Raw genomic sequence first — 12,334 nt, forward strand, 5'->3', positions numbered from 1 at the left:
AAGGCACGCCATGTCCGCTCGCATCCTGCCCGTTTTCGCCGTGGGCGCCGCGCTCCTGATCGCCAGCTGCTCCGGCGAAAGCGGCAGCACCGCTGCCCCGGCTCCCACTTCCTCGGCCGCGCCCGCGTCGTCCTCGAGCGCAAAGCCGTCGCCGTCCACCTCGGCGGCGCCGTCGTCGTCAGCCGCCGCAGCGGGGACCGGGGGTGACGCGGTCGAGCGGTACGAGGCCTTCATGCACGCCGCGGGCCGGGAGGACCTCGCGACCGTCTGCGAGATCGCCGGCCCGGCCGCCAAGCAGGCGGAGGACCAGGGCATGGGGCCGTGCGAGAAGACGATGCCGATGGCGTTCCAGCTGATCTCCCCGACGCAGAAGAAGGCCCTGCAGAGCGCCACGGTCGACCGGTCCAAGATCAAGGAAGGGGCCAAGCGGGTCGAAATCCCGGCGCGCGCGGTGAAAGCCTCCGTCAAGTTCACCGACAGCGACCTCGGCGACGCGGTCATGGAGAATCGCGGCGGCAAATGGTACGTAGTCGACTGACCCAGTGCGCGGCACCCGCGCGGCGGGCCACTTCGGCGGCCTTGCGGTAGTGCTCGCCGGGCGGCAATCCCAGGCGTTCGGCCAGTTCCCCCAGGTAATAGGCGACCGGGCCGAGCGTCACCATGCCGGAACCGGCTCCGGCCAGTTCGTTCTCCGCGGGGGCCAGTCGCGCGTACAGCTCGCGTGCGTCTCCGGTCGCGGCGGTGAGGCACGCGCGCAGTTCCAGGAACAGGTCCGGCCGATCCGGCGGGAGCGTGAAGTCCACTGTGGACTCCAGGCCGTGCTGGACGTAGAGGCAATGCCGGGCGAGCGGCAGCAGGCCGCGGTCCACTCCGGACATTCCGCTGCCGGGCAACCGGGCCGCGGCACCGCGGTAGGCGGCTTCCGCGGCGGCGACCGGACCGGTGACGGCCAAGCGGAGCGCGCGGAACCAGTCGGTGAACACGCTGACGAGCGGCAGGTCGTACTGCTCCCCCAGCCGGTCCGCGGCAGCGGCGTGAGTGTCGGCGGCGGCGAAGTCGGCGAGCGCTGACTGGGCCTGCATCAGCACCAGGTGCCCGAGCACCTCGAAGGTCACCAACCGGTGCCGGGCAGCCAATTCGACCAGTTCTTCCCCGATCCGGGCGCGTTCCGGTGCCAGGCCGGCGCGGGTGAAAGTCTGCGTCCAGCGGGCGTTCAGCGCCAACGCCAGCAGCGCTGGATCTTCGGCGGCGCGCGCCAGTTTTTCTGCTTCGACAGCCGCGTCGTACGCGCGTTGACCGCCTTCGTTGCGCAGTTCCAACGCGATGGTCGCCAGCAAGCTGGCGCGGACGAGCGGATCGTTGGTGTGGACGCGTTCGGCCGCGTCGGCGATGCGGCGGGCCAGCACCGGGTCGTCGTTCTCAGTCCAGATTCCCGGCACGTCGTACGCGGTCAATACCCTGATGGTCAAAGCGGAATCGTCGCCAGCGAGGTCCAATGCCTCGGCGCGGTAGCGGCGGGCGGCGGCCAAGGAGCCGGTGACCGCAGACGTCCGGGCTAATCCCATCAGCAATTCCACCGTACGCGGGCCTTGCGCCAAAGCAGCTTTCCAGAGCCGAAGTGCTTCGTGGGGCGCGAAATCTCGCTCGGCGCGTTCTGCGGCTGCTTGCGCGTAGGCGGTGCCGCGGTCGTCTCCGGCGAGCAGGAAGTGGTGGGCCAGCAAGGAAATCTCGGACGGTCGACGGCTCGCCAAAGCCTCGCCGACTTCACGGTGCAGCTGCGCGCGCCGAGCCAGTGAAAGGTCGTCGTACACGGCGTCACGGACGAGTGCGTGCGCGAACCGGAACGCTCGGGGGCCGCTTTCGGTCAGAAATCCTGCCTGCACAGCAGTTTCCAGCTCGTCGAGGACGTCACCGAGCAGGCCGAGGTCGACGTCCGCGCCGATCACCGCGGCTTTCCCGAGCACCGCACGTACGTGGTCGGGCAACGCGGCGATCCGGTTCCGGACTACGTCGCGCACCCCGTCCGGCAGATCGCCTTCGGCATCCATCGCGCGGGCAAGTTCCTTGACAAAGAACGGGTTTCCGCCGGACCGCCGATGAATCACCGCAGCGGACTCGGGACCGACCAACTCGGCCACTGCCGCCACCGAAAGTCCGCTCAGATACAGCCGAACCGGATCGGCGCGCGCGAGCCTGCCCAACGCCGCGGTCAGTTCCGCGGAGACTTCGGTCGTTCGATACGTCGCGATCAACAGCACCGGCGCCGCGGTCATCGACGTCAGCAGCGCCAGGGTTTCCTCGCCCGCCCACTGCAAATCGTCCAGTACGACCAGCAGCGGACCCCGGCGGGCGACCTCCGCGATCCGCGCGGTCATCGCCTGATGCCATTCGAAGCGCGCGACCGCCGGGTCGCCACCCGTCGTCCGCGGCGGGACCGGTTCGCCCAGCGCGGCGAGAATCCGCGTCCACGGCCAAGCCGGCGGCACCCCGGCACCGTCCGGATTCACGCCCCACGCCGTGGTCCAGCCCAACCGCGCGGCGAATTCCTCGACCAGCGCTGTCTTGCCCGCGCCTGCCTCGCCGGACACCAGCACGAGCCGGAACCGCTTGCGCTCAGCCACTTCCGCCGCGACCTCGGTGAGCCGCGCCAACTCCTGGTCCCGCCCGGCCAACCGGCCCGGAACGGCCGGTGCCAACTGCGGAGCCTGCGCGAGGATGTCCTGCTCCACCTGCCGCAACGCCGGGCCGGGGTCGACCCCCAGCTCCGCGGCCAACCCGGCCCGCGCCCGACGCAAGGCGGCCAGCGCGTCCCCCTGCCGGCCGGCCCGGTACAACGCGAGCGCCAGCAACCGCCACGCTTCCTCGCGCATCGGGTGAGCGTCCACAAGGGACTCCAGGTCCGGTACCGCTTCGGCGGCGCGGCCGAGATCCAGCAGCCCGGCCGCCCGCCGTTCCAGCGCGAGCAACCGCAGTTCGTCGAGCCGAGCCCGTTCCGCGCGCGCCCACGGTTCGTCGGCGAACTCCGCGTACGGCTCGCCCCGCCACCAGCCGAGCGCCTCGTCCAGCTGCGCGACCGACGGCGTGCCCCGCAGCAGCGCCTCGAAGCGCCACGCGTCGACTTGCTCCGGTTCCGCCCGCAGCGCATACCCCGGTCCGGCGGTGACCAGCAGCTTCGCCGGCGTCCGCGGCGGACGGTCCGGTTCGAGCGAACGCCGCAACGCGCCGACGAAGGTCTGCACCGCACCGACCGCGCCGGCCCGCGGCTCGGTCCACAACGCGTCGACCAGCGCGTCCGTCGAAACCACCTTCCCGCGCGCGACGAGCAGGCGGGCGAGCACGGCGCGATGGCGCGGCCCGGGCAACGCCACCGGCCCGCGCGCGTCGGAGGCCGCCAAGGGGCCCAGCACCGAGAACGAGATGGTCATCGGTTCCGTACTGTAATCAGCTCGCTCGTTGCTGATCGGTTGCTGATCGGCCCGGCGCACTCTGGGCCGCATGAACTTCGACTACCAGCGAGTGCCCGTCGCCGACGGCGTGTCCCTCAACGTGGCGGTCGCGGGCTCCGGCTCGCCCGTCGTCCTGCTGCACGGCTTCCCGCAGACCCACCTGATGTGGCGGCACGTCGCCGCCGACCTCGCCGCCGACCACACCGTCCTGTGCCCTGACCTGCGCGGGTACGGCGACAGCGACAAGCCGGCCGACGACGGCGAGACCTACTCGAAGCGCACCATGGCCGCCGACGTCGTCGCACTGGCCCGCGCCTTCGGCCACGAAAAGTTCGCGCTCGCCGGGCACGACCGCGGCGCGCTCGTCGCGATCCGCGCCGGCCTCGACCACCCGGACCACGTGTCCCACCTGGCCATCCTCGACGTGCTGCCGACACTGGACATGTGGGACGTGCTGCACGGCGTCAGCGCGTCCGTCGCCTTCCACCTCTACCTGATGGCGCAGCCGCCCGGTCTGCCCGAGCAGCTGATCAGCGGCGCCCCGGACGCGTTCTTCAGCTACTTCCTCGACCAGTGGGGCGCCGACCCCGAGGCCATCCCGGCCGACATCCGCGCCCGGTACCTCGAAGCGAGCCGGAACGCGGTCCCGTCGATCGTCGCCGACTACCGCGCCTCCGCGGGCATCGACGTCGAACACGACCGCGCCGACCGCGCCGCGGGCAATCAGCTGAAGATGCCGACCACGGTGGTGCAGCAGGATTGGGGTGTCGCACTGGGCTACGACGCGGTCGCGCTCTGGCGCGCGTGGGCACCGGATCTGGTGCACGAAACCGTGCACAGTGGGCATTTCATGGCCGAGACTTCCCCCGCCAGCGTTACGAAATCTCTGCGGGACCTGCTCGCCCGCTGACCCGCCCAGGGTCACGCCCCGGATGAGTGGTCGCCAGTTGTTCACCTGCCGGCCGCTCTCCGGGGCGCCTCCTCGATGCCGCTCCCACCTGAGCGCATTTCCCGGCCGATCTTGGAGGACCTGTGTTCCGCAAGCGGATCGTGGCCGCCATCGCCTTGCCGGGGCCGCGGCCGGGGTGCGCCCAGCTGTGCCGAACTGGAATGTCAGACTGGGTCCGACCAGCGGATCTGACAACCAGGGAGAGCAATGGGCGACGGGCAATCTGCCGCCGAGGTGCTCTCCGCGGAACTGGCCGCGCTGCGCGCGCGGGCCGGGAATCCGTCGTTCCGCAAGATGGCCGACCGCTCCGGGCGGATCTCGCACACCACACTGCACGAGGCGGTCCGCGGCACCCGGTTCCCGTCGTGGGACACCACGCGCGAGTTCGTCCGGGCCTGCGACGCGGACGAACAGCAGTGGCGCAGCCGCTGGGAAGAGCTGAAGGGCGTGCCGCCGGAACCCGAACCGGCCGGGGCCGCGATCGGCACAACGGCCGAGGTCACGTCGACCGAACCGGTGCTGATCACGTCGGAACCGGCCGTCCCGGAGAAGCCCCGGCGACGCCGCAAGTACGCGCTGGCCGCGGTCGTGTTCGTCGTCGTCCTTCTCGCCGGCGTCGCCGCGATCGTGGTGCCGAAGCTGAAGAGCGGCGGCCTGGTCGACGTCGGCGCGCGGGTCCCCGGCGACAACTCCAAGTTCGTCGGCGACGTGACCGTGCCCGACGGCACCGTGCTGCACGTCGGCGAGACCGTCCAGAAGGTGTGGGAGCTGCAGAACACCGGCTCGGTGCCCTGGCATCAGCGGTACCTGCAGCGGATGGACCTGCCGGCGGGCCCCGGAACGTGCCGCACCCCGGACCGGGTGCTGATCGGCGACACCCCGCCCGGCGACCACGTGATGGTGAGCGTCCCGCTGACCGCTTCGCCCGCGCCGGGGCGCTGCTGGATCGGCTGGAAGATGGTCGACGCGGCCGGCGCGGAGTTCTTCTCGACCCGGCGTCCGGTGTACGTGCTGGTGACGGTCGTCTCCTGACGCGTGTCAGATTCTGTAAGACCTGGTCACCGGGGTACCGAACACCCCGCTTCGCTCGCCAGGATGAGTGCCGCTGGGGGTCGGTCCGTGGCAGTCGTGCTCAGCGCTGCCACGGACCGCCGCGTTCAGGCCGGGCGGCGGAAGGTCGTCCGGTAGGCGCTCGGCGATACCCCGAGCGCGGCCTGCAGGTGCTGGCGCAGCGACGCCGCCGTCCCGAAGCCGCACGCCGCGGCGACCCGGTCGACCGGCAGCTCCGTTTCCTCCAGCAACTGCCGCGCGCGCTCCACTCGCTGCTGGGTCAGCCACTGCAGCGCGGACATCCCGACCTCGTCCCGGAACCGCCGGGTGAACGTCCGAGTACTCATCGACTCGCGCATCGCCAGGTCACGCAGCGTGATCGGCTGATCGAGATGTTCGAGCGCCCACGCCCGCGCGGCCGAAGTGGACGACGACCTCGGCTCCGGCACCGGACGGCGGATGAACTGAGCCTGGCCGCCCTCGCGATGCGGCGAGACGACTGTGCCGCGCGCGACCTCGTTGGCGACCGCCGCGCCGAAGTCGCGCCGGATCATGTGCAGGCAGAGGTCGATGCCGGACGCGACCCCCGCCGAGGTGAGGACGTTGCCGTCCTCGGTGTAGAGCACGTCCGCGTCAAGCCGGACCCGCGGGTACTCCAGCTGGAACTCGCAGGCCGACCGCCAGTGCGTGGTCGCGCGGCGGCCGTCGAGCAGGCCCATCGCGGCCAGCACGTACGCGCCGGTGCAGATCGAGGCGATCCGGCTTTCCGGGCGCACCAGGTTCATCGCGTGCTTGAGCTGCTCGGTCAGCTGGTGTCCGGCGGGCTCGTATTCGAGCGACGACGCGGGCACGATCACCGTGTCGGCCTCGGCCACCGCCTCCGGACCCTGCGCGACCGGGATGGCGAAGTCCGAATCTGTGCGGATGTCCCCGGGCTCGGGCGTGCAGGTGACGACCTCGTACAACCGCTCGCCCTCAGCGGATTTAGCCTGGCCGAAGAGCCGGTGGACGATGCCCAGCTCCATCACCAGCATGCCGTGCCGCACCAGCACCGCGACCTTGTGCCGCTCCGGATGCCGAAAGACCGCCATGGCCCGATTCTTGCACAAGGTGGCCATCGGGCCACTGTTTTGGCCGTTTCGCCGGTTGCACCCTGGCGTCATGAACGTCTTGTGGATCTACGCCCACCCCGACCCTGCCTCGCTCAACGGCGCGCTTCGCGACGAAGGCGTCACGACCCTGCGCGATCTCGGCCACGACGTGCGCGAATCCGACCTCTACGCGATGCGGTGGAACCCGATCGTCGACGAGATCGCGACCGTCCCCGAGGACGTCCGGATCGAGCACGAAAAACTCGACTGGGCGGACACCGTCGTCGTGCAGTTTCCGCTCTGGTGGGCGGACACCCCAGCTATCCTGAAGGGCTGGTTCGACCGCGTCTTCGTGCAGGGATACGGCTACGACTACCGCGACGAAACCGGCCACACCCTGCGCTACGGCAACGGCGTGCTGGCCGGGAAACGCGCGATGGTCATCGTCACCGCCGGGGCCCACGAGGACAGCCTCGGCCCGCGCGGCGCGCACGGTTCGCTGGACGACCTGCTGTTCAACGTCCAGCACGGCACGCTCTTCTACACCGGCATGACGGTCCTGCCGCCGCTCAAGGTGACGGGCACGAACCGGATGACGCCGGAGAAGTTCGACTGCGTGGTCGAGCGGCTGCGCAAACGTTTGCACTCCCTGGAAACGACCGACCCGCTGCCGTACCGCACCCAGGACGGCGGCGACTACGACCGGCGGCTCGTCCTGCTTCCCGAGGTCGCCCCAGGTCAGACCGGGTATGCGGCGCATCTGACCGCTTGACCCGTATATACCTCCGTGGTTATATACCGGCATGGCGATCCTGCGAACCACTCCCGGCGGACGACCGAGCGTCACCCTCGAACGGACCCTGGCGCATCCGCCGGAGAAGGTGTGGCGCGCGGTCACCTCGCCGGAGGAACTGGCGCACTGGTTCCCGGCCGCGGTCCGGTTGCCGGAATCCCCGGCGCCAGGCGGGAAGATCGCGTTCACCTTCACCGAAACCGGGGACGTCAGCGAGGGCGAGATCGTCGGCTACCGGCCGCCCGAGGTCTTCGAGTTCACCTGGAACTCGGACCTGATCCGGATCGAGGTGTCCGCGGACGGCGCGGGCAGCAAGCTCGTCTTCACGCACGTTTTCCACCGCGGCGAACCGGACATCGCCCGGCTTGGCGCGGGACGGCACGTCACCGGCTGGGTCGCCTGCCTCGATTCCCTCGAAGCCGCGCTGGACGGCCGGACGCTGGAGCCGCCGACCGACTGGCACGCGCGAATGGTGCATTACCTCGAGGAATTCGGCCTGGAGGACGGCGAGGTCCTGGACGGCGGGGTGCTCCGGTTCCGCCGGGACCTGGTCTGGCCGCCCGCCGAGGACGTCTGGAAGCGGCTGCCCCAGCCCGAACCCGGGGCGGAGGTGCTGGAGTCGCGGTCGCCGGAGGTGCTGGCCTACACCTGGCTGCACGACGGGAAACCAGCTGGTCGCGTGCGGTGGGAAGTGACGGCGGACCCGCTGGACGGCGTGCGGGTGGAGCTGACGCAGACCGTCCCGGCGGAGCTGGCGGATCAGCTGCCGGACTTGCTGACCGCACGGCACGAGCAGCTGAACGCGTTGTTCGCCGCGTCCTTCGGGGTCGAGGTGGAGCCGTGGTCGGAGGAGCGTCGCGCCGAGGTCAGGAAGCGGTACAGCTAGCCGAGAGCAGTGTTGTACGGCGAAAACCGCATCTCGGCCGGGCCCGGCAGCGCTTTTCCGTGAAGCACCAGCCGCGGTGCCGGACCGTGCACCGCCAGCCCGCGCGCCTCGCACCACGCCGACAGCTCCGGGAACCGATGATCCACCGCGAGCCGGAGATCCCCGGATGTGGTGCGGGCGATGCCGCGGATCAGCGCGCGAGCCTGGTCCTCGTCCGCGGCCACCACCGGACCGATCACCAGTACCCCGGCTTGCGTGGTGCCGAGCGCGTAACCGTCGTCGGTCACGTGGACGTGCTCGGCCTCGAACAGCATGCGGCGCAGCAACTCCCGCCGCGCGAAGCCCTGGGCCGCACTGTCCAATTCGTACACTCGCGCCACGTCCGGCGGACCGATCGGCCGCGCCGCCGGACCGCCGTCGTCGGTGAACCGCCCGCGATGGTCGGTGCAGCCGCCGTCGAACTCGAAGCCCATCGATTCGTACAGCGGACGCGCGGTTTCCGTGGTGTGCAAGGAGACCACCGCGTCCCCGGCTTCGTCGAGCGCCCGCGCCATCACCCGACGCCCGAGCCCCTGCCGCGCGAACCGCTCCGCCACGACAACCATCGACACCGACGCGGTCGGCCCGGTCCGGGTGAGCACCGCCGCCGCGGCGAGACCGCCGTCCGGAGCGTCAATGCCGAATCCGCGGCCGACGTCCAGAAGCATCGCCCATTTCCGCTCTTCGCGCGGCCACCCGCGATCGGTTCCGAGGTCGAGGCAAGCGGACAGGTCGGCAGGCCCGAGCGAACGGACCGAGGCGTCGGCGAGCAGCACGCCCCCACCATAGGGCCGGAGAGCGGTCGCGGAGGGCGGCTTGACGCCGCTGGTGCCCGGCACGCGATAGACACCATCAACGGACACCCCGGTCGTCCCGCAGCGCTGAGGGAGTCCTACGCCACACGCGCGGCAACCGCGCAGTAGCTAAGCTCCGCCACATGAGCAGTGCGACGCAGCCGCTCGGGACGCCGCCCGAGGGAGAACCGGACATCCACACGACGGCCGGCAAGCTCGCGGATCTCTATCGCCGCTACGACGAGGCCGTGCACGCCGGCTCGGCGCGGGCGATCGAGAAACAGCACGCCAAGGGCAAGAAAACCGCCCGCGAGCGGATCGATCTGCTGCTCGACGAGGGCTCGTTCGTCGAACTGGACGAGCTGGCGCGGCACCGCTCGACGAACTTCGGGCTGGAGAAGAACCGCCCGTACGGCGACGGCGTCGTGACCGGTTACGGCACCGTCGACGGGCGTCCGGTGTGCGTGTTCAGCCAAGACGTCACCGTGTTCGGCGGCGCGCTCGGCGAGGTCTACGGCGAGAAGATCGTCAAGGTGATGGACCTGGCGATCAAGACCGGCCGCCCGATCATCGGCATCAACGAGGGCGGCGGCGCGCGGATCCAGGAGGGTGTCGTCTCGCTCGGCCTGTACGGCGAGATCTTCCGCCGCAACACCATGGCCTCGGGCGTGATCCCGCAGATCTCGCTGATCATGGGCGCGAACGCGGGCGGACACGTCTACTCCCCCGCGCTCACCGACTTCGTCGTGATGGTGGACGAGACGTCGCAGATGTTCATCACCGGACCGGACGTCGTGAAGACGGTGACCGGCGAGGACGTCACCTTCGAGGAACTCGGCGGCGGGCGCACGCACAACACCAAGTCGGGCGTCGCGCACTACCTCGGCTCCGACGACGAGGACGCCATCGCCTACGTCAAGGAACTGCTCTCCTACCTGCCGCAGAACAACCTGTCCGAGCCGCCGGAGTTCGACGCGAACCAGCCGCCCGCCGGCTTCTTCGAGAACGTCACCGACACCGACCGCGAGCTGGACACGCTCATCCCGGACTCGCCGAACACGCCGTACGACATGCACGAGGTCGTCACCCGCGTGCTCGACGACGGCGAATTCCTCGAGGTGCACGAACTGTTCGCGCCCAACATCCTGGTCGGGTTCGGCCGGGTCGACGGGCAGAGCGTCGGCGTCGTGGCGAACCAGCCGACGCAGTTCGCCGGCTGCCTCGACATCGACGCGTCCGAGAAGGCCGCCCGTTTCGTGCGGACCTGCGACGCGTTCAACATCCCGGTTCTGACCTTTGTGGACGTTCCCGGCTTCCTTCCCGGCACCGACCAGGAGTGGAACGGCATCATCCGCCGCGGCGCGAAGCTGATCTACGCGTACGCGGAAGCGACCGTCCCGCTGATCACGGTGATCACGCGCAAGGCATACGGCGGCGCGTACGACGTGATGGGCTCCAAGCACCTCGGCGCGGACGTCAACCTGGCCTGGCCGACCGCACAGGTCGCGGTGATGGGCGCGCAGGGCGCGGCGAACATCGTGCACCGAAAGACCCTGGCCAACGCGGCGGCGGAGGGGCGCGACGTGGACGCGTTGCGCGCCGAGCTGATCCAGGAGTACGAGGACACTCTGCTCAACCCATACGCGGCGGCCGAACGCGGTTACGTCGACTCGGTGATCGTGCCCGCGCACACCCGCGGCCACATCGCCAAGGCGCTGAACCTGCTGCGCACCAAGCGCGAATCGCTGCCGCCCAAGAAGCACGGCAACATCCCCCTGTGAGGCCGCGATGACGGACACCCCCCTGCTCCGCGTCGTCCGCGGCAACCCGGACGACGCCGAACTCGCCGCGCTCACCGCGGTGGTGGCCACCGCGGCGTCAGCCTCGGCACCTGCTCCGGCACGTCGTCGCACCTCGTGGTGGGGCGACCGGGCCGCCGCGATACACGCCCCGGTGACGGCGGGCGACGGGGCTTGGCGGGCCTCGTCCTTGCCTCGCTGAGGTTTTCGTGCGCGGTGACGCCGGGGTTAACGCTTCGCCGCTCCCGCTGAGCCCAGCCCGGGCGGCCGCGCCCGGCGTCGTCCGCGGCGACCCGGACAACGCCGCACTCGCCGCGGTGGTCGCAACCGCCGCCTCGGCCTCGGCACCTGCTCCAGCACGGCGGGGCGAACGCCTCACCGCCCCCGCTGAGCCCAATCCGGCGCGTCCGCACCCGCGTGCGCCAGCAGCTCCTCCCGGGTAATCGAACCGAGCGGCCCGACCCCGCGCAGCAACAGATAGTCGCCAGCGTCGGCCTGGTCGTGCTCGATTTCGACGTCCTCGGCGTGGTAACTGTCCGTCCAGACGATCCGGACCTGGCAGCCACCGTTCTGGGTGAGCGCGTGCACCTGCTGGACGGTCGCGAGCCGGGCCATTGGTTCCGACTCCCACCGCTGCTGCAGGAATCGCCAGCGCGAAGCCTGTTCGGCCGCGCGCAGCCGCTGGTCCAGCCCGCCCGCGCGGTCCCGGAAAACCCAGGCGATCCCGGCCACGACCGCGGCGGCGACAGCCAGCCCGACCAGCCACCAGACCGTTCCCATGTCTCCAGGAGCCTACTCGGGCCGGTGCTCCCGGAGGAATCGCTCAACCAGGCCATCTGTGAATTCCGGCGGCACCGGCGCGCCGGTGACCAGCACGCGGTAATAGATCGGCCCGACGAGCTGCTCGACCGCGCTCTCCAGGTCGACGCCCGAGCCCAGTTCGCCGCGGGCGACAGCGCGTTCGAGCGGGAGCCGGTCGCGCACGTGCTGGGCGCGGAGGTGCACCTCACGCAGCTGCCGCGCCAGGTCCGGGTCGTGCTGGGCCTGGCCGAGCAGCGTGCGGAACACCGCGCCAGCGTCGGCCGTAGTCAGGAAGGACGCGATCGCGGCGAGGTGCGCGCGGAGGTCCTTGCGCAGGTCGCCGGAGTCGGGCGGGGAGAGTTCCTCGACGAGGTCGTCGCCCAGCGCTTCCAGCAGAATGTCCACTTTGGACGGCCACCAGCGGTAGACGGTCTGCTTCCCGACTCCCGCCCGAGCCGCGATGCCCTCCATCGTGAGCCGGGAGAAACCGACCTCGACCAGCAGATCGTCGACCGCGTGCAACACCGCGCGGCGCGCGTTCTCGCTGCGGCCGTACCGGTTCCCGTGATGCCGGCGCTCGCCGGGCTCAGTGACGTCGCCCACGTGCGGAAGTCTAGCCAAGACGCAACGTCTCGTCTAGCGTTACGGGTACCAGCTCACTAGGGGGTTCTCAGTCATGTGTTCCG

12 protein-coding genes are annotated in these 12,334 nt (G+C 70.6%); 7 read left to right on the forward strand and 5 right to left on the reverse strand.

The window, feature by feature from the left end:
• Window positions 1-10 precede the first annotated feature (10 nt).
• Window positions 11-538 carry a hypothetical protein gene (locus F9C11_RS02140; RefSeq protein WP_409183278.1) on the forward strand — a complete coding sequence of 176 codons (528 nt, stop codon included), beginning with the start codon at window positions 11-13 and terminating at the stop codon, window positions 536-538.
• Here F9C11_RS02140 and F9C11_RS02145 read toward each other — a convergent pair.
• Complete coding sequence (locus F9C11_RS02145) at window positions 498-3,425, reverse strand: BTAD domain-containing putative transcriptional regulator (protein WP_409183279.1); 2,928 nt, start codon at window positions 3,423-3,425, stop codon at window positions 498-500. The genes F9C11_RS02140 and F9C11_RS02145 overlap by 41 nt on opposite strands.
• Before the next feature lie 70 nt (window positions 3,426-3,495).
• Between F9C11_RS02145 and F9C11_RS02150 the strand changes: the two genes are divergently transcribed.
• Both F9C11_RS02150 and F9C11_RS02155 read left to right on the forward strand, forming a co-directional pair.
• The gene (locus tag F9C11_RS02150) at window positions 3,496-4,356 is read left to right on the forward strand and encodes an alpha/beta fold hydrolase (RefSeq protein ID WP_409183280.1); all 861 of its coding nucleotides are present in this window, start codon (window positions 3,496-3,498) and stop codon (window positions 4,354-4,356) included.
• Between the two features lie 246 nt (window positions 4,357-4,602).
• Complete coding sequence (locus F9C11_RS02155) at window positions 4,603-5,427, forward strand: NBR1-Ig-like domain-containing protein (protein ID WP_409183281.1); 825 nt, start codon at window positions 4,603-4,605, stop codon at window positions 5,425-5,427.
• 125 nt (window positions 5,428-5,552) lie between these two features.
• Here the strand turns inward: F9C11_RS02155 and F9C11_RS02160 are convergent, their stop codons facing one another.
• On the reverse strand, window positions 5,553-6,536 hold the full coding sequence (locus F9C11_RS02160; protein WP_409183282.1) for a GlxA family transcriptional regulator: 984 nt from the start codon (window positions 6,534-6,536) through the stop codon (window positions 5,553-5,555).
• A gap of 70 nt (window positions 6,537-6,606) precedes the next feature.
• Here F9C11_RS02160 and F9C11_RS02165 point away from each other — a divergent pair, with 70 nt between their 5' ends.
• Together F9C11_RS02165 and F9C11_RS02170 are read left to right on the forward strand one after the other, a co-directional pair.
• Entirely contained in the window at window positions 6,607-7,308 is a 702-nt protein-coding gene (locus F9C11_RS02165; protein WP_409183283.1) for an NAD(P)H-dependent oxidoreductase, read from the forward strand.
• 31 nt (window positions 7,309-7,339) lie between these two features.
• Window positions 7,340-8,215, forward strand: coding sequence for an SRPBCC family protein (locus tag F9C11_RS02170; RefSeq protein ID WP_409183284.1), 876 nt, complete (start codon window positions 7,340-7,342; stop codon window positions 8,213-8,215).
• Here F9C11_RS02170 and F9C11_RS02175 read toward each other — a convergent pair.
• Complete coding sequence (locus F9C11_RS02175; RefSeq protein WP_409183285.1) at window positions 8,212-9,093, reverse strand: GNAT family N-acetyltransferase; 882 nt, start codon at window positions 9,091-9,093, stop codon at window positions 8,212-8,214. The genes F9C11_RS02170 and F9C11_RS02175 overlap by 4 nt on opposite strands.
• Window positions 9,094-9,191: 98 nt before the next feature.
• Between F9C11_RS02175 and F9C11_RS02180 the strand changes: the two genes are divergently transcribed.
• A complete protein-coding gene (locus F9C11_RS02180) occupies window positions 9,192-10,829 on the forward strand; it encodes an acyl-CoA carboxylase subunit beta (protein ID WP_409183286.1) in 1,638 nt (545 codons plus the stop codon).
• A 7-nt stretch (window positions 10,830-10,836) separates the two neighbouring features.
• Window positions 10,837-11,049 (forward strand): acyl-CoA carboxylase epsilon subunit, encoded by a 213-nt coding sequence (locus F9C11_RS02185; RefSeq protein WP_409183287.1) that lies wholly within the window; start codon window positions 10,837-10,839, stop codon window positions 11,047-11,049.
• Between the two features lie 173 nt (window positions 11,050-11,222).
• On the opposite strand, the gene F9C11_RS02190 is transcribed toward F9C11_RS02185, so the two are convergent.
• Together F9C11_RS02190 and F9C11_RS02195 are read right to left on the reverse strand one after the other, a co-directional pair.
• Window positions 11,223-11,627 carry a hypothetical protein gene (locus F9C11_RS02190; protein WP_409183288.1) on the reverse strand — a complete coding sequence of 135 codons (405 nt, stop codon included), beginning with the start codon at window positions 11,625-11,627 and terminating at the stop codon, window positions 11,223-11,225.
• Window positions 11,628-11,639: 12 nt separating this feature from the next.
• On the reverse strand, window positions 11,640-12,251 hold the full coding sequence (locus F9C11_RS02195; RefSeq protein ID WP_409183289.1) for a TetR/AcrR family transcriptional regulator: 612 nt from the start codon (window positions 12,249-12,251) through the stop codon (window positions 11,640-11,642).
• Window positions 12,252-12,334: the final 83 nt, after the last annotated feature.

The sequence above is a fragment of the Amycolatopsis sp. VS8301801F10 genome, from assembly GCF_046195355.1.
Lineage (GTDB): Bacteria > Actinomycetota > Actinomycetes > Mycobacteriales > Pseudonocardiaceae > Amycolatopsis.